Genomic DNA, 16,540 nt, shown 5'->3' on the forward strand with positions numbered 1-16,540 from the left:
CTCGTGATCGATCGTTCCTTTCGGCTCTGTACCGCCTCCTGCCCGACGCGCATGCTCCTCTGTCCCGTGGCTTGGTGCTCGAGTTGAGGCGTTCACCGGCACCCACGCACCCGCGGCCGACGAACTACCGCAGCGTCCCGGTCACCTTCTCCGCCGCCGCGACGACGCCGCCGCCGCGCACGAACTCCTCCGCGGCGGCCAGATCCGGCGCGAGGAACCGGTCGGGCCCCGGCCCCTGCACCCCCGCGGAGCGCACCGCGTCGATCACGGCGCGGGACGCCGGCGCCGGCGCCAGGCCCTCCCGCAACTCGACGGCCCGGCTGGCCGCGTACAGCTCGACGGCGATGATCCGCGTCAGATTGCCCACGGCCGTCCGCAGCTTGCGCGCCGCCGACCACCCCATCGACACGTGGTCCTCCTGCATCGCCGAGGACGGGATCGAGTCGGCCGACGCCGGAACGGCGAGCCGCTTCAGCTCGCTCACCAGCGCCGCCTGCGTGTACTGGGCGATCATCAGACCCGAGTCGACGCCCGCGTCGTCCGCCAGGAACGGCGGCAGCCCGTGGCTGCGGTTCTTGTCCAGCAGCCGGTCCGTCCGCCGCTCGGCGATCGACCCGAGGTCGGCCACCGCGATGGCGAGGAAGTCGAGGACGTAGGCGACCGGTGCGCCGTGGAAGTTGCCGTTCGACTCCACCCGTCCGTCCGGCAGGACGACGGGGTTGTCGACGGCCGACGCCAGCTCCCGCTCGGCGACCAGGCGGGCATGCGCGAGCGTGTCCCGGCCGGCCCCGGCGACCTGCGGAGCGCACCGCACCGAGTACGCGTCCTGGACGCGCGGCGCGTCGTCCTGGTGGTGCCCGGTCAGCTGGGAACCCTGAAGCACCGCGAGCATGTTGGCGGCGCTGTCGCCCTGCCCCGGGTGCGGCCGGATGGCGTGCAGCTCGGGCGCGAGCACCTTGTCCGTACCGAGCAGCGCCTCCAGGCTCAACGCGGCCGTGACGTCGGCCGACTTGTAGAGCATGTCGAGGTCGGCGAGGGCCATGACCAGCATGCCGAGCATGCCGTCGGTGCCGTTGAGGAGGGCCAGCCCCTCCTTCTCGCGCAGTTCGACGGGGGCGATCCCGTGCTCGGCGAGCAGCTCACCGGCGGGCCGTACCACCCCGTCGGGGCCCTCGGCGTCGCCCTCGCCCATGAGCGTGAGGGCGCAGTGGGAGAGCGGGGCCAGGTCCCCGGAGCAGCCCAGGGAGCCGTACTCGTGCACGACCGGGGTGATGCCGGCGTTCAGCACGTCGGCCATGGTCTGGGCGACCTCGGGACGCACACCGGTGTGTCCGGAGCAGACGGTCTTCAGCCGCAGGAACATCAGGGCCCGTACGACCTCGCGCTCCACCCGCGGCCCCATCCCGGCCGCGTGCGAACGGACGATGTTGCGCTGCAGCTGGGCCCGCAGCTCCGGGCTGATGTGCCGGGTCGCCAGGGCGCCGAAGCCGGTGCTGACGCCGTAGACCGGGTCCGGCTTGGCCGCCAGCGCGTCCACGATCCCGCGGGCCGCCGCGAGGGCCGCGACCGCCTCCGCGGACAGTTCGATCCGGGCGCCGCCGCGCGCCACGGCCAGAACGTCGGACGCGGTGACACCGGACGTCCCCACCACCACAGTGTGCATATCCATATTCAGGAGCGTACGCATTGAATGCGGGAGCTGTCACTACTGGGTCGCGGGTTCGCCCCTTACTTGTACGTCACAGCCGTACGCCGCACCCGTACCTCACAGCCCCCGGCGCCCGCGGAAGCTCCGCCGCTCCGCGTGCTCCGGCGGCGGCGCGTCGGCCAGCCGCACCACGGGGTCGTCGGGACCCTCCCGCCCGGCCACCACCGGCCGCCCGGCGCGCAGCGCCTTGGCCCGGTACTGGGCCGCGTCGGCGAGCCGGAACAGCCGTCGCCCCGAGCGGACGGGACCGATCGCGTCCGCGGTCGAGGCGACCCCGCACGCGACCCCCTCACCCAACTCCAACTCCGCGGCCCGGCGGCAGAGTTCGTCGGCCGCCTTGACCACGTCGCCGACCGGCGGGCCGACCGTGAGCAGACAGAACTCGTCCCCGCCGAGCCGCGCGGCCAGCGCACCCGGCAGCATCGCCCCGCACAGTGACAGCACCGAGCCGAAGCGTTCCAGCAGACGGTCGCCCACGGCGTGCCCGCAGGTGTCGTTGACCTTCTTCAGCCCGTTGAGGTCGCAGACGACGAGACTGACCACGACCCCCTCCGCACGGTGCTGCTCGACCGCCTCGTCGAGGCGTACGTCGACGGCACGGCGGTTGGCGAGCCCGGTGAGGGCGTCGGTGTACGCGAGCCGGCGGGCCTCCTCCAGCCGCTCGGTCTGCGCGATCCCGGCGGCGACGACGGAGGCGAGGACGGTGGCGAAGTCGGCGTCGGCGCGGCCGAAGAGGGGGGCGTGGACGGCGCGGGCCACGTACAGCTCGCCCCAGGCCCTGCCGTGCAGCACGATCGGCGCGACCAGGCAGCAGCCGCGGCCCCGGCGGCGCAGGGCGGCGACCCGCTGGTGGGAGTAGCCGGGGCGGCCGGCGGCGGGACCCTCGGCCGTCTCGACCCAGGCGTTGGGTCCGCCGCCGCCCGCCCAGCGTTCGTGGAGGAACTCGGTGATCTCCGGGAACTGGTGCACCGGATACGCCTCGGCCTCCGGGAACTCCTCCTCGTCGGGGGCGCGCTCCCCGACGTTCACGAGGACCCGGAGCCGGCCGAGCTCGCGCTCCCAGACGGAGAGTGCGGCGAAGCTGCCGTCCAGGGCACGGCAGGCACCGGCCGCGGCGGCGTGCCAGCACTCGTGTGGGGTGTGAGCCGCAGCCATGCCCTGGGCCAGCGCCACGACGGCGGCGAGCCGGTTGTCCTCACCCATTACTCCAGGTTAGGGAGGATCTGGTTCATTCGGGACATTGGTGCGGCGAACAGGTGTTGCGACGACCGGTCCCGTCGCCGGCTGCCGGCCGGTGGGGGCCGATCGCGCAGTCCCCCCGGCGCCGGTGAGCGGCGCCGCCCCCCGGCCCCGGCCCACCCGCACCTCACTCCCCCGGCCACTCCGGCGTCCGCTTCTCGTTGAACGCCGCCACCCCTTCCGCCCGGTCCCCCGAGAACGCCACCGTCCGCCACGCCGCGTCCTCGACGTCGAGCCCCGTCCGCAGATCCAGCCCGTGCCCCAGCCGCAGCGCCCGCTTCGCCGCCCGCAGCCCGACCGGCGAGTTCGCCGCCATCCGCGCGGCCAGCTCCAGCGCCGCCTCCCGGTCCCGCCCCGCCTCCACCAGTTCGTCGACGAGACCCAGCGCACGCGCCTCCGGCGCCTCCACCCGGCGCGCCGAGAAGATCAGCTCGGCCGCACGGGCCGCTCCCACGCGGCGCGGCAGCAGCTGGGTGCCGCCGCCGCCCGGGATCACGCCCACCGACACCTCGGGCAGACCCACCACGGCCGTGCCGTCGGCCACGATCACGTCGCAGGACAGGGCCAGTTCGAAGCCCCCGCCGAGCGCGTAGCCGTGCACGGCGGCGATCGTCGGCATCGGCAGTTCCAGCACGCCGGTGTACGCCCCGCGCGACAGCGGCCGCGACCGGAGCAGCTCCGCGTCGCTCATCGCGTTGCGCTCCTTCAGGTCGGCGCCGACGCAGAACGCCCGCTCGTGCGAGGAGGTCAGCACGACCACCCGGGCGTCCCGGTCGGCGCTCAGGGCGGCGCACGCGGCGACGATCGAACGTGCCATCTCCACCGACACCGCGTTCATGGCCCGCGGCCGGTCCAGCACGAACTCGGCGACCCTGCCGTGCCGTCGTACCAGCACGAACTCCCCGAACCGCTCCTCGCTCACGACACACCCTCCGGTTAACGCGGGTTAACATCCTGGCCTCGATCATCGCAGCAGAGGCGCGAACGGGAAAGAGCAGACACCCGGTTCCCGAATCGAACCCCGGCAACCCGTTCGAGTGACATCCCGCCCAAGTCCCGCCGCACCGCCCAAGGGAGCGCATAACGTGCGCTCGCCATGGCGCATCGGGGGCGCGAGCGCACGGGGAGGGATCGTGATGACCGAGACGTCGACGCAGCCGACGCCAGAGACCGACCTCACGGCAGCGGAGCCGGCGCCGGCCACGGACCCGGCCCCGGCCCCGGCCGTCCCGCGCCGCTTCGTCACGCACCCCCGGGGCCGGCACCGCCGCCCGCGCCCCCGCCGGGTCCTGCTCGTCGCGGGCGGTATCGCGCTGGCCGCCGGGGCCCTGAGCCTGGTCCGGGTGAGCGTCGGTCCGGGCGCCGGCGGCCCCGGCGCCGCCGAGGCGCAACCGCGGCCGGACCCGGGCACCGGGACGGACCGGTCGATCCCCGCCGCCACGGTCGCCACCGTCACCGCCGTCCCCCGGCCGGACCGCTCGCCGACCTCGCCGACCTCGGTGACGGCCGGGGCGAGTCCGATGCCGACGACGACCTCCACCGTCGTACCCCTGAAGAGCGCGCCCCCGAGCCCGCCCGGCGCGCAGGCCACCCCGGGACCGACCACCATTCCCGAGGCCCCCGACCCACCGGCCCCCGCGCCCACTCGGCGGCCGACCTCGGCACCGCCCGGGAACACGGCCGCCCCCACCCCCACGTCACACCCCACCACCCCGGCCGGGACCGGCCTCTGCGTCCCGATCATCGGCCTGTGCGTCGACGCGGCGGCGGGCGGCTGACGCCGAGTCCGCGGACGCCGCGCCCGCGACGGGGAGAGGCGCCGCCGGTCCTCGGGAGGCCCGGCCTACGCGGACGGGACGGGCTCGTCCCTGCGGGTGAGCAGCCAGGGCTCGACCACGCCCAGGCCACGCACCGGACGCTGCCACATCGGCTGCAGCGCGAAGCGGTACACCGGGGGCTCCTCGCCCTCCTTCTCGGCGGTCGCCGCCTCCTCCGCGGCGGCCGCCTCCGAGGCCGGCGCCTCCCCGACCCGGATCAGTTCCTCCGCGAACGCGCTGTCGACGAGCACCGCGTCGCGCGGGGCTATCGAGGTGAGGCGGGAGGCGAGGTTCACGGTCGTACCGAAGACATCGCCCATTCGGGTGGTGACCGTGCCGAAGGCCATGCCGACCCGCAGCTCCGGCATCGTCTCGTCGTTCGCCATGGTCTCCACCAGGCGCAGTGCGATGTCGGCGGCGACACCGGCGTCGTCGGCGGCGTACAGGACCTCGTCGCCGAGGGTCTTGATGAGCCGGCCGCCACGGGCCGCCACCAGGTCGGCGGCGGTTGTCTCGAAGGCCTCGACCAGCTCGCCGAGTTCCTCCTCCTCCATGCGCCGGGTCAGCCGGGTGAACCCCACGAGGTCGGCGAACCCGACGGCGAGGCGGCGGTCGACCATCTCCTCGTCGTCGGTGGCCTGCACGACCCGGCCGGCCGAGGCGGCGAGCTGGCGGCGCCAGACGTAGACGAGGAACTCCTCCAGCTCGGGCAGGAGCAGTTCGACGATCGGGTACGTGACCTCGGTGCGGGTCATGCCCGGCTCGGGCGGCTCGGTCAGGCCCTCCAGGAAGGAATCCATCTGCCACTCGGCCAGACGGGCGGTGGTCTGCCCGGTGGACCGCGCCACCTGCACGGCCATGGCCTCGCTGAGCAGCCCCGCCTCGACGAGACCGGCGAGCCGGCGCAGGGCCAGCACGTCCGCCTCCGTCAGCGCCTTGGCCTGCCCGATGTCGGCGAAGCCCATCGCCCGCCAGAACCTCGACGCCAGCTCCATGGAGACGCCGGCGCTGCGGGCCGCCTGGAAGGGGGTGTAGCGGCGCTCAGCCCCGAGGATCAGGCCTTCGAGACGCAGCGCGAGGGGGTCCTCGCCGGAGTCGGCGGCGTCCGCGCCCTCGCCGGAGCCCGTGTCGTCGACGGTCACGCCTGCTGCCCTTCCGATCTACCGCGGTCGCATACCGACCAGCCTCAACTCTACGGCAGCTGTGCGGTAGCTCACTTCGTGAGGTAAGTCGACATCGGGGTGGTGAGGGGTCGATTCTCGGGTGCGGGCGGGTCGGGGCTGCTCGCGCAGTTCCGCGCGCCCCTTACGGGGCGCTTCGCCCGCCGCATCTGCCCGGCCGCCCCCTCCTCAGCCGCGGGCAGTCGTGCCGCCGGGGCGGCACGGGCGGGCGCGGGCAGCACCCTGCAAGCGCCGGCAAGCGTCCCCAACCCGCTCTCACGCAGCCCGCAGGTGCACGATGTCCCCCGCGCCCACCGGTTCCTGGACCCCCTCCTCCGTCGCGATCACCAGCCTGCCGTCGCCGTCGATCGCCACCGCCTCACCGACCAGCGCCCGGTCCCCGGGCAGCTCCGCCCGCACCGTCCGCCCCAGCGTCGCGCAACCCGCCGCGTAGGCCTCCTGGAGCCCGCTCACGCCGGGATCGCCGCCTGCCGCGCGCCAGCGCCCGTACCAGTCCTCCAGGGACCGCAGGACGGCCCTCAGCAGCGTCTCCCGGTCCGTGCTGACCGCCCCGGCCAGCGCCAGCGAACCGGCCTGCGGCACGGGGAGTTCCGCCGCGCGGAGCGTGACGTTGATGCCGACGCCGACCACCACCCCGTCCTCGCCGGCCCGCTCCGCGAGAATGCCCCCGGCCTTGCGTTCGTCGTCACCGACGGTGACCAGGAGGTCGTTCGGCCACTTGAGCGCCGTGTCGACGCCCGCGCCCCGGGCCAGCCCCGTCGCCACCGCCACGCCCGTGAGCAGCGGCAGCCAGCCCCAGCGGGCCATCGGCACCTCGGCCGGCTTCAGCAGCACCGAGAAGAACAGGCCCGAGCGCGGCGGCGCCGTCCACCGCCGGTCCAGCCGCCCCCGCCCCGCCGTCTGCTCCTCGGCGACCAGCACCGCACCCTCGTCGGCGTCCCCCGCAACGGCCCGGGCCACCAGATCGGAATTGGTGGAGCCGGTGCGGCCCACGACCTCGACGCCGGTGTAGAGGCCCTGGCCGCCGTCCCGCACCAGGGCCCTGCGCAGACCGGCCCCGTTCAGCGGTGGACGGTCCAGGTCGGACCAACGATTGTTGTTCGCGTCTGCTGCGTCTCGCGGCGTCATGCAAGCCACCCTAGGTGTGTTGTACGCCGCACTGCCGTTTGGTAGGCACCCCACTACGCTACGGATGAGTAACCGTCCCCCCTTTTGAGCAGGCAGGGAGCCGCATCCCGATGTCCGAGCCGGAAGAGATCGACATTCACACGACCGCGGGGAAGCTCGCGGATCTCCAGCGCCGTGTCCACGAAGCGACACACGCCGGTTCGGAGCGCGCCGTCGAGAAGCAGCACGCCAAGGGCAAGCTGACGGCCCGTGAGCGGATCGAGCTGCTCCTCGACGAGGGCTCCTTCATCGAGCTGGACGAGTTCGCCCGGCACCGCTCCACCAACTTCGGCCTGGAGAAGAACCGCCCCTACGGCGACGGCGTCGTCACCGGGTACGGCACGGTCGACGGCCGCCCCGTCGCCGTCTTCTCGCAGGACTTCACCGTCTTCGGCGGCGCCCTCGGCGAGGTCTACGGCCAGAAGATCGTGAAGGTCATGGACTTCGCCCTGAAGACCGGCTGCCCGGTCATCGGCATCAACGACTCCGGCGGCGCCCGGATCCAGGAGGGGGTCGCCTCCCTCGGCGCGTACGGCGAGATCTTCCGCCGCAACACCCACGCGAGCGGCGTGATCCCGCAGATCTCGCTCGTCGTCGGCCCCTGCGCAGGCGGCGCCGTGTACTCCCCGGCCATCACCGACTTCACGGTCATGGTCGACCAGACGTCCCACATGTTCATCACCGGACCCGACGTCATCAAGACGGTCACCGGCGAGGACGTCGGCTTCGAGGAGCTGGGCGGCGCCCGGACCCACAACTCCGTCTCCGGCGTGGCCCACCACATGGCCGGTGACGAGAAGGACGCCGTCGAGTACGTCAAGCAGCTGCTGTCGTACCTGCCGTCCAACAACCTCTCCGAGCCCCCGGTCTTCCCCGAGGAGGCCGACCTCACGGTCACCGACGAGGACCGTGAGCTGGACACCCTGGTCCCGGACAGCGCGAACCAGCCGTACGACATCCACACGGTCATCGAACACGTTCTCGACGACGGCGAGTTCTTCGAGACGCAGGCCCTGTTCGCGCCGAACATCGTCACCGGGTTCGGCCGCGTGGAGGGGCACCCGGTCGGCATCGTCGCCAACCAGCCGATGCAGTTCGCCGGCTGCCTCGACATCAAGGCGAGCGAGAAGGCCTCCCGCTTCGTCCGCACCTGCGACGCCTTCAACGTCCCGGTCATCACCTTCGTGGACGTCCCCGGCTTCCTGCCCGGCGTCGGCCAGGAGCACGACGGCATCATCCGCCGCGGCGCCAAGCTGATCTACGCCTACGCCGAGGCCACGGTCCCCCTCATCACCGTCATCACCCGCAAGGCCTTCGGCGGCGCGTACGACGTCATGGGCTCCAAGCACCTGGGCGCCGACCTCAACCTGGCCTGGCCCACCGCCCAGATCGCCGTCATGGGCGCCCAGGGCGCGGTCAACATCCTGCACCGCCGCACCATCGCGGAGGCCGCCGACGTCGAGGCGACGCGGGCACAGCTCATCCAGGAGTACGAGGACACCCTCCTCAACCCCTACACGGCGGCCGAACGCGGCTACGTCGACGCCGTCATCATGCCGTCGGACACCCGCCGCCACGTCGTACGGGGCCTGCGCCAGCTCCGCACCAAGCGCGAGTCGCTGCCCCCGAAGAAGCACGGCAACATCCCCCTCTAAGGAGCCGCTGTGACGATCAAGGTCATACGGGGCAACCCGACCCCGGAGGAACTGGCCGCCGCCGTGGCGGTCGTCAGGGCCCGCGCGGCCGCCGCGGCAGCCGCCCCCGAGGGCACCCCCGGATCGAGGGACGCCTGGTCCGACCCGAGCCGCATCGCCCGCCAACGGCTGCCCCTGCCGGGCCCGACCGCCTGGACCCGCACCTACTGGCCGGCCTAGGAGCGACGGGCCACGTAAGCGGAACCCCGGGCACCAATCTGAGTACCCCTACTCAGGCGCCCGGGGGCGGCCGAGCCGCACGCTGGTGACATGCTGTGGTCGGACCCCGAAGACGAGCCGCCGAAGGACCTGCAGGACATGCAGAGAACCCTCCGGCGGCTCGGCGTCTTCCTGGCCCTGGTCATGATCCTGCTGATGATCGTGCTCGGCGTGAGGTGAGCAGCCCCCGTCGGCCTCGCGTGAGGTGAGCAGCCCCCGTCGGCCTCGCGTGAGGTGAGCGACCCCCTGTCGGCCCGCCCCGATACGCTGCCCCCATGCGCAGACTCGTCCTCGCCTCCCAGTCCCCCGCCCGGCTGAACCTCCTGCGCCAGGCGGGCCTCGCCCCCGAGGTGATCGTCAGCGGCGTGGACGAGGAGGCCGTCACCGCGCCCACCCCGGCCGACCTCGCCCTCGCCCTCGCGGAGGCGAAGGCGTCCGTGGTCGCCGCCCGCCCCGACGTGCAGGGCGCGATCGTCATCGGCTGCGACTCCGTCCTCGACCTCGACGGCCGGGCCCTCGGCAAGCCGGGGGACGCCGAGGAGGCCACCGCCCGCTGGAAGTCGATGCGCGGCCGGGTCGGCACCCTGCAGACCGGGCACTGCGTCTGGGACACGGCGAGCAAGCGCCGGGTGTCGGCGATCGCGTCCACGGTCGTACGGTTCGGCGAGCCCACCGACGAGGAGATCGCCGCGTACGTCGCCACCGGGGAGCCGCTCTACGTGGCGGGAGCGTTCACCCTGGACGGCCGCAGCGCGCCGTTCATCGAGGGCATCGACGGCGACCACGGCAACGTGATCGGCATCAGCCTGCCCCTGGTCCGCCGGCTCCTGGCGGAGCTCGGCGTCGGCATCACGGAGTTGTGGGCGCCGGTGGAGTGAACGGCCCCGCGGGTGGCGTGTCGTTCTTCGCCTCCGCCCCCGGCCCGGGTTCCGGTTCCGGCTCGCCCGCGGGGCCGGAACCGTCCCCGGCGTCGACCCCGGCCCCCGTCCCGTCGGCGCCGTCCACCCGGTCGTACGTCATCAGCAGCAGGACGACGAGCCCGAGGACGACGACCATGAACAGGAACGCCCGCCAGCCGATCAGCCCCCACGACACGGCCCCCAGGAGGGCGTGCACGACCGCCACGCTGATCAGCAGCACCCGGCCGAGGCCGGCGGGCGGCCGGTTGCGGATGGCGACCAGCAGGGCCACCAGGCCGCACAGCGCGAAGTAGAGGCCGAAGACCACCGCACCGGCCTTCGCGGACACCGACATCTTGTCCGGGTCGAGTCCGGCCAGGGACATGTCCTGGCGGTCGACGACCACTCCCATGAACCAGTTGAGTGCCGCGATGCCCAATGCCTCGGCGAAGAGTATGACCGCCACGACCCACGCCACCGGTCTGCGCACCACCGGTCCCCACCCACTTTCGTTCACGGCCCGGACCCGAGCCGGTGTTACTTGAAGTACGTTCAAGACATCGCGAACGCTACTAACGGGTAAACCGCGGGACAAGGGTCCGGTCGGCAGCAAAGAAACGTTGGGCCATTCGTAGGGACTCAACAAAGAAACGGAGTGGGGCGCGGCACGCTCTCACAGAGACCTTGACCACATGACAGGGCTAGGGTTTCCCGAAGGAGTCCTGCGTACCGAGGTGCGACAAGGGATTTCGCGGGTCGGGTGAGCTTCGCATCACGCTCCGTGTGGGCAAGGTCACCATTGGGGACGGGTCGAAGTGCCGTGTCGGCAGTCCCTAAACTCGGCTTGTTTCAAGGAGGGAGCCTCAATCGTGCGCAAGGTGCTCATCGCCAACCGTGGCGAAATCGCTGTCCGCGTGGCCCGGGCCTGCCGGGACGCCGGGATCGCGAGCGTGGCCGTCTACGCGGAACCGGACCGGGACGCTCTGCACGTCCGCGCCGCGGATGAGGCGTTCGCCCTGGGCGGTGACACCCCCGCCACCAGCTACCTGGACATCTCCAAGGTCCTCAACGCCGCCCGCGAAGCCGGCGCGGACGCCGTCCATCCGGGCTACGGGTTCCTCTCGGAGAACGCGGAGTTCGCGCAGGCGGTCCTGGACGCGGGCCTGACCTGGATCGGCCCGCCGCCGCAGGCGATCCGCGACCTGGGCGACAAGGTGGCCGCCCGGCACATCGCCCAGCGGGCCGGCGCCCCGCTGGTGGCCGGCACCCCGGACCCGGTCTCGGGTGCCGACGAGGTCGTGGCCTTCGCGGAGGAGCACGGCCTGCCGATCGCCATCAAGGCGGCCTTCGGCGGCGGCGGACGCGGCCTGAAGGTCGCCCGCACCCTCGAAGAGGTCCCGGAGCTGTACGACTCCGCCGTCCGTGAGGCGGTGGCCGCCTTCGGGCGCGGGGAGTGCTTCGTGGAGCGCTACCTGGACCGGCCGCGGCACGTGGAGACGCAGTGCCTGGCCGACAAGCACGGCAACGTGGTCGTCGTGTCCACGCGTGACTGCTCGCTGCAGCGCCGCCACCAGAAGCTCGTGGAGGAGGCCCCGGCCCCCTTCCTGTCCGACGCCCAGGTCGCCGAGCTGTACCGCGCCTCCAAGGCCATCCTCAAGGAGGCCGCCTACGAGGGCGCCGGCACCTGCGAGTTCCTGGTCGGCCAGGACGGCACGATCTCCTTCCTGGAGGTCAACACCCGCCTCCAGGTCGAGCACCCGGTGACCGAGGAGGTCGCCGGCATCGACCTGGTCCGCGAGATGTTCCGGATCGCCGACGGCGAGGAACTCGGCTACGACGACCCGGAGCTGCGCGGCCATTCCTTCGAGTTCCGGATCAACGGCGAGGACCCGGGCCGCAACTTCCTGCCCGCCCCCGGTTCCGTCACCACCTTCGACGCGCCGTCCGGCCCCGGCGTCCGCCTGGACGCGGGCGTGGAGGCCGGCTCGGTCATCGGCCCCGCCTGGGACTCCCTGCTCGCCAAGCTGGTCGTCACCGGCCGCACCCGCGCCGAGGCCCTGCAGCGGGCCGCCCGTGCCCTGGACGAGTTCCAGGTCGAGGGCATGGCCACCGCCATCCCCTTCCACCGTGTCGTGGTCCGGGACCCGGCGTTCGCCCCGGAGCTCACCGGCTCCACGGACCCGTTCACCGTCCACACCCGCTGGATCGAGACCGAGTTCGTCAACGAGATCAAGCCCTTCGCCGCCCCGGCCGACGCCGAGGCCGAGGAGGAGACCGGCCGTGAGACGGTCATCGTCGAGGTCGGCGGCAAGCGTCTCGAGGTCTCCCTGCCGTCGTCCCTGGGCATGAGCCTGGCCCGTACCGGCCTTGCCGCGGGCGCCAAGCCGAAGCGCCGCGCCGCCAAGAAGTCCGGCCCGGCCGCCTCCGGCGACACCCTCGCCTCGCCCATGCAGGGCACGATCGTCAAGGTCGCGGTCGAGGAGGGCCAGGAGGTCAAGGAGGGCGACCTGATCGTCGTACTCGAGGCGATGAAGATGGAGCAGCCCCTCAACGCCCACAAGGCCGGCACCGTCAAGGGCCTCGCGGCCGAGGTCGGCGCCTCCCTCACCTCCGGCGCCGTGATCTGCGAGATCAAGGACTGACGCCACCCCGCACCACACCGCCCGGCGAACATCACCCGTTCGCCGGGCACCCGACTTTCTGGACGGCTTCCCGGACCATGGAACGCCCCATGCGCGCGGACGCCCGCCGCAACCACGAGCGGCTGCTGGCCGAGGCCCGCACCGTGTTCGCCGAGCACGGCACGGACGCCTCGCTGGAGGACGTGGCCCGCCGGGCGGGCGTGGGCATCGGCACCCTCTACCGCCACTTCCCGAACCGGCACGCCCTGATGAGCGCGGTCTTCGAGGACGCGGTAGGTGCGCTCCTGGCCAGGGCCGCCGACTTGCAGACCGCGGTCGACCCCTGCCAGGCCCTGCTGACCTGGCTTCGCGAGGTGGTCGCCCATGCGGCGGCGTACCGGGGCCTGTCGAGGGCCCTGATGTCAGCAACCCCGGCCTCGGCCCTGGCCCGCTGCGGCACCCCGATGCGGGAGGCGGGCAACGCCCTCCTGACCCGCGCTCAGAACGCGGGCACGGTAAGAGCGGACGTTCAGATCAACGACTTGCTCCAACTCACCCACGCCATCGCCCTGGCAGCGGAGGAGTCACCGGGAGACCCGGAGCTTGCGGACAGACTGCTGACCCTGACTCTGAAGGGACTCGAACCCGGGAAACCCAGGGGCGTGGGGAACGGCGCGACCGGCCACGGCTGACCCGCACCCGCGCGGCCTCGGGACCGGCACGGCGCCCGGACCCTCAAGCCCCCTCACCGCCGCCGCATGTCGGCGACCCGCCCCCGCTCGCCTCCCGCCGCCTGCTCTCCCCCCAGCATCGACGCCGACCGCAACCCCGGCGCCTGACTCCGCCGCGGCCCCGGCAGGGCAACGTCCCGACGCTGTTGATGCTGCTGCCGCGCCGGGACCTGATCACCCCCCGGGTTCCCGGACGCCCCGGCCACGGCGATCTGCACCCCCTGATCGGCAAGGGCCTGCAGCTCGGTGACGGCACGGTCGTCGTGGGGCGGCGGCTCGTCGGTGACCAGCCGGGTGATGACGTCGGTCGGCACGGTCTGGAACATCGTGTCCGTGCCGAGCTTGGTGTGGTCGGCGAGGATCACGACCTCCGCGGCGGCCTGCACCAGCGCCCGGTCGACGGACGCCGACAGCATGTTGGACGTGGAGAGCCCCCGCTCGGCGGTGAGCCCGCTCCCGGACAGGAAGGCCTTCGACACGCGCAGCCCCTGCAGGGACTGCTCCGCGCCGGAGCCCACGAGGGCGTAGTTGGACCCGCGGAGCGTCCCGCCGGTCATCACGACCTCGACCCGGTTGGCGTGGGCCAGCGCCTGCGCCACCAGCAGCGAGTTGGTGACGACGGTCAGGCCGGGCACTCTCGCCAGCCGGCGGGCGAGCTCCTGCGTGGTGGTACCCGCCCCGACCACGATGGCCTCGCCCTCTTCGACGAGGCCCGCGGCGAGATCGGCGATGGCCGTCTTCTCGGCGGTCGCGAGATGAGATTTCTGCGGAAAGCCGGACTCCCGCGTGAACCCGCCCGGCAGTACCGCACCGCCGTGCCGGCGGTCGAGGAGTCCTTCTGCCTCCAGTGCGCGCACGTCCCGCCGTACGGTCACTTCGGAGGTCTGGACGACGCGGGCGAGCTCACGGAGCGACACGGCCCCGTTCGCTCGCACCATTTCGAGGATCAATTGGCGACGTTCTGCAGCGAACACGAAACTGACAGTAACCCCAACGACCGTCTGCTTTCAGCAGTTTGCGCCGAATAGCAGAAGTTGTTCGCACAGCAGGGTCAGGAGTGGTATAGGGCCTACCCCGCGCGACTATGCCGTACGCATGCCCGACAACTCCCCGTGACCAGCGGGTAGTCGGTTCCGGCCGTCAGGCGTCCCCGTTCACCTTCCGCGTGTGCAACTGCCGCGCCACCTCCGCGATCGACCCCGAAAGAGACGGATACACGGTGAACGCGTTCGCGATCTGTTCGACCGTCAGATTGTTGTCGACGGCGATCGAGATCGGGTGGATGAGCTCGGAGGCCCGCGGCGAGACGACCACACCGCCGACCACGATCCCGGTCCCCGGCCGGCAGAACATCTTCACGAAGCCGTCCCGGATGCCCTGCATCTTCGCGCGCGGGTTGCGCAGCAAGGGCAGCTTCACCACCCGGGCGTCGATCTTGCCCGCGTCCACGTCGGCCTGCGTGTACCCCACCGTCGCGATCTCGGGATCGGTGAAGACATTCGACGAGACGGTCTTCAGGTTCAACGGCGCCACCGCGTCACCCAGGAAGTGGTACATCGCGATCCGGCCCTGCATGGCGGCCACCGACGCCAGCGCGAACACACCCGTCACGTCACCGGCGGCATACACACCCGGAGCCGTCGTCCGAGACACCTTGTCGGTCCAGATGTGCCCGGAGTCGCGCAGCTTCACCCCGGCCTCCTCCAGCCCCAGCCCCGCGCTGTTCGGAATGGCACCGACGGCCATCAGGCAGTGCGAACCGCTGATGACCCGGCCGTCCGCGAGCGTGACCTCGACCCGGTCCCCGACCCTCTTCGCCGCGGCCGCCCGCGACCGCGCCATGACGTTCATGCCGCGGCGCCGGAAGACGTCCTCCAGGACGGCGGCCGCGTCCGGGTCCTCGCCCGGCAGCACCCGGTCCCGCGAGGACACCAGCGTGACCCGGGACCCCAGCGCCTGGTACGCACCGGCGAACTCGGCACCGGTCACACCCGACCCGACCACGATCAGCTCTTCGGGCAGCTCGGTCAGGTCGTAGACCTGAGTCCAGTTCAGGATCCGCTCGCCGTCGGGCAGGGCGTCGGGCACCTCCCGCGGGTGCCCGCCGGTCGCGATCAGCACCGCATCCGCGACCAGGGTCTCCTCACTGCCGTCCGCGGCGCTGACGACGACCTTCCGCGACCCGTCCAGGGCCTGCATGCCCTCCAGCCGCCCACGTCCCCGCATGACCCGCGCACCGGCCCGCGTGACCGAGGCCGTGATGTCGTGCGACTGCGCCAGCGCCAGCCGCTTCACACGCCGGTTGACCTTCCCCAGATCGACCCCGACCACCCGCGCGGCCTGCTCCAGCGGCGGGGTGTCATCGGCGACGATGATCCCCAATTCCTCGTACGACGAATCGAAGGTCGTCATGACCTCGGCCGTAGCGATAAGGGTCTTCGACGGCACGCAGTCGGTCAGCACCGACGCTCCGCCCAGACCGTCGCAGTCGACGACGGTCACCTCCGCGCCGAGCTGCGCGGCCACCAGCGCCGCTTCATAGCCGCCGGGTCCGCCACCGATGATCACGATCCGAGTCACGTACTCCATTGTCCCGCACGCTTCAAGGTGCTACTGCCCGGGGGGGCGGCGCCGGGCGCTTCCCGGGACGGGAGTGACACCCGTGACGGCTGCCGTACCCTTCCCCCATGTCGTCGCTCTACGCCGCGTACGCCGGCAATCTCGACGCGCGGCTGATGTCCCGCCGCGCCCCGCACTCGCCCCTGCGCGCCACCGGCTGGCTGAACGGCTGGCGGCTGACCTTCGGCGGCGAGCAGATGGGCTGGGAAGGCGCCCTGGCGACCATCGTCGAGGACCCCGTCTCCCAGGTCTTCGTCGGCCTGTACGACCTCGCCCCGATGGACGAGGAGTCCATGGACCGCTGGGAGGGCGTCGGCCTGGGCATCTACCGCCGCGCCAAGGTCCGCGTGCACACCCTGGAGGGCGAGGAGACCGCCTGGCTCTACGTCCTCGACGGCTACGAGGGCGGCCTGCCGTCCGCCCGCTACCTGGGCGAGATCGCCGACGCTGCCGAGTCCGCCGGCGCACCGCACGACTACGTGATGGAGCTGCGCAAGCGGCCCTGCTGACACAGCATGCCGCCGGCCGACCGCACCCGGAACCGGCACAGACCGCCCACAGCCGACTCAAAAGTCCCCCGCGTCACACCCTCTCGTCGGAAACGACAAGACAACGATCGCAATCCCATGAGCTCCGTCATCTACG

At 72.4% G+C, this 16,540-nt stretch carries 16 protein-coding genes; 8 read left to right on the forward strand and 8 right to left on the reverse strand.

The window, feature by feature from the left end; all coding sequences use genetic code 11:
* Positions 1-124 precede the first annotated feature (124 nt).
* The 3 genes from hutH to AB0472_RS38110 all read right to left on the reverse strand — a co-directional run bounded on the left by hutH (position 125) and on the right by AB0472_RS38110 (position 3,869).
* Positions 125-1,663 carry a histidine ammonia-lyase gene (hutH, locus tag AB0472_RS38100; RefSeq protein ID WP_366363744.1) on the reverse strand — a complete coding sequence of 513 codons (1,539 nt, stop codon included), beginning with the start codon at positions 1,661-1,663 and terminating at the stop codon, positions 125-127.
* A 102-nt stretch (positions 1,664-1,765) separates the two neighbouring features.
* A complete protein-coding gene (locus AB0472_RS38105; protein WP_366363611.1) occupies positions 1,766-2,911 on the reverse strand; it encodes a sensor domain-containing diguanylate cyclase in 1,146 nt (381 codons plus the stop codon).
* A 163-nt stretch (positions 2,912-3,074) separates the two neighbouring features.
* Complete coding sequence (locus AB0472_RS38110; protein ID WP_366363613.1) at positions 3,075-3,869, reverse strand: enoyl-CoA hydratase-related protein; 795 nt, start codon at positions 3,867-3,869, stop codon at positions 3,075-3,077.
* 214 nt (positions 3,870-4,083) lie between these two features.
* Here AB0472_RS38110 and AB0472_RS38115 point away from each other — a divergent pair, with 214 nt between their 5' ends.
* Positions 4,084-4,725, forward strand: coding sequence for a hypothetical protein (locus AB0472_RS38115; RefSeq protein WP_366363615.1), 642 nt, complete (start codon positions 4,084-4,086; stop codon positions 4,723-4,725).
* 65 nt (positions 4,726-4,790) lie between these two features.
* On the opposite strand, the gene AB0472_RS38120 is transcribed toward AB0472_RS38115, so the two are convergent.
* Positions 4,791-5,906, reverse strand: a complete 1,116-nt coding sequence (locus AB0472_RS38120) for an adenylate/guanylate cyclase domain-containing protein (RefSeq protein WP_366363617.1) — start codon at positions 5,904-5,906, stop codon at positions 4,791-4,793.
* A gap of 294 nt (positions 5,907-6,200) precedes the next feature.
* On the reverse strand, positions 6,201-7,073 hold the full coding sequence (locus AB0472_RS38125; protein WP_366363619.1) for a biotin--[acetyl-CoA-carboxylase] ligase: 873 nt from the start codon (positions 7,071-7,073) through the stop codon (positions 6,201-6,203).
* A 110-nt stretch (positions 7,074-7,183) separates the two neighbouring features.
* On the opposite strand from AB0472_RS38125, the gene AB0472_RS38130 reads away from it, so the two are divergent.
* From AB0472_RS38130 to AB0472_RS38145, 4 genes are all read left to right on the forward strand, one after another.
* A complete protein-coding gene (locus AB0472_RS38130) occupies positions 7,184-8,767 on the forward strand; it encodes an acyl-CoA carboxylase subunit beta (protein ID WP_366363621.1) in 1,584 nt (527 codons plus the stop codon).
* A 9-nt stretch (positions 8,768-8,776) separates the two neighbouring features.
* Positions 8,777-8,986, forward strand: a complete 210-nt coding sequence (locus AB0472_RS38135) for an acyl-CoA carboxylase subunit epsilon (RefSeq protein ID WP_366363623.1) — start codon at positions 8,777-8,779, stop codon at positions 8,984-8,986.
* Positions 8,987-9,076: 90 nt separating this feature from the next.
* Positions 9,077-9,205: a hypothetical protein gene (locus tag AB0472_RS38140; RefSeq protein WP_366363625.1), complete on the forward strand. Its 129-nt coding sequence runs from the start codon at positions 9,077-9,079 to the stop codon at positions 9,203-9,205.
* 95 nt (positions 9,206-9,300) lie between these two features.
* Positions 9,301-9,903: a nucleoside triphosphate pyrophosphatase gene (locus AB0472_RS38145; RefSeq protein ID WP_366363627.1), complete on the forward strand. Its 603-nt coding sequence runs from the start codon at positions 9,301-9,303 to the stop codon at positions 9,901-9,903.
* Here AB0472_RS38145 and AB0472_RS38150 read toward each other — a convergent pair.
* Complete coding sequence (locus AB0472_RS38150; protein WP_366363746.1) at positions 9,875-10,417, reverse strand: hypothetical protein; 543 nt, start codon at positions 10,415-10,417, stop codon at positions 9,875-9,877. The genes AB0472_RS38145 and AB0472_RS38150 overlap by 29 nt on opposite strands.
* A gap of 376 nt (positions 10,418-10,793) precedes the next feature.
* Between AB0472_RS38150 and AB0472_RS38155 the strand changes: the two genes are divergently transcribed.
* Both AB0472_RS38155 and AB0472_RS38160 read left to right on the forward strand, forming a co-directional pair.
* Positions 10,794-12,566: a biotin carboxylase N-terminal domain-containing protein gene (locus AB0472_RS38155; protein WP_366363629.1), complete on the forward strand. Its 1,773-nt coding sequence runs from the start codon at positions 10,794-10,796 to the stop codon at positions 12,564-12,566.
* Between the two features lie 89 nt (positions 12,567-12,655).
* On the forward strand, positions 12,656-13,237 hold the full coding sequence (locus AB0472_RS38160) for a TetR/AcrR family transcriptional regulator (protein WP_366363631.1): 582 nt from the start codon (positions 12,656-12,658) through the stop codon (positions 13,235-13,237).
* Positions 13,238-13,290: 53 nt separating this feature from the next.
* Here AB0472_RS38160 and AB0472_RS38165 read toward each other — a convergent pair whose 3' ends face one another.
* Together AB0472_RS38165 and AB0472_RS38170 are read right to left on the reverse strand one after the other, a co-directional pair.
* On the reverse strand, positions 13,291-14,250 hold the full coding sequence (locus tag AB0472_RS38165; RefSeq protein ID WP_366363633.1) for a DeoR/GlpR family DNA-binding transcription regulator: 960 nt from the start codon (positions 14,248-14,250) through the stop codon (positions 13,291-13,293).
* Between the two features lie 166 nt (positions 14,251-14,416).
* Positions 14,417-15,865, reverse strand: a complete 1,449-nt coding sequence (locus AB0472_RS38170) for an NAD(P)H-quinone dehydrogenase (RefSeq protein ID WP_366363635.1) — start codon at positions 15,863-15,865, stop codon at positions 14,417-14,419.
* 98 nt (positions 15,866-15,963) lie between these two features.
* Between AB0472_RS38170 and AB0472_RS38175 the strand changes: the two genes are divergently transcribed.
* Positions 15,964-16,404, forward strand: a complete 441-nt coding sequence (locus tag AB0472_RS38175) for a gamma-glutamylcyclotransferase (protein WP_366363637.1) — start codon at positions 15,964-15,966, stop codon at positions 16,402-16,404.
* Positions 16,405-16,540 lie beyond the last annotated feature (136 nt).

The sequence above is a fragment of the Streptomyces sp. NPDC086777 genome (assembly GCF_040702065.1).
Lineage (GTDB): Bacteria > Actinomycetota > Actinomycetes > Streptomycetales > Streptomycetaceae > Streptomyces.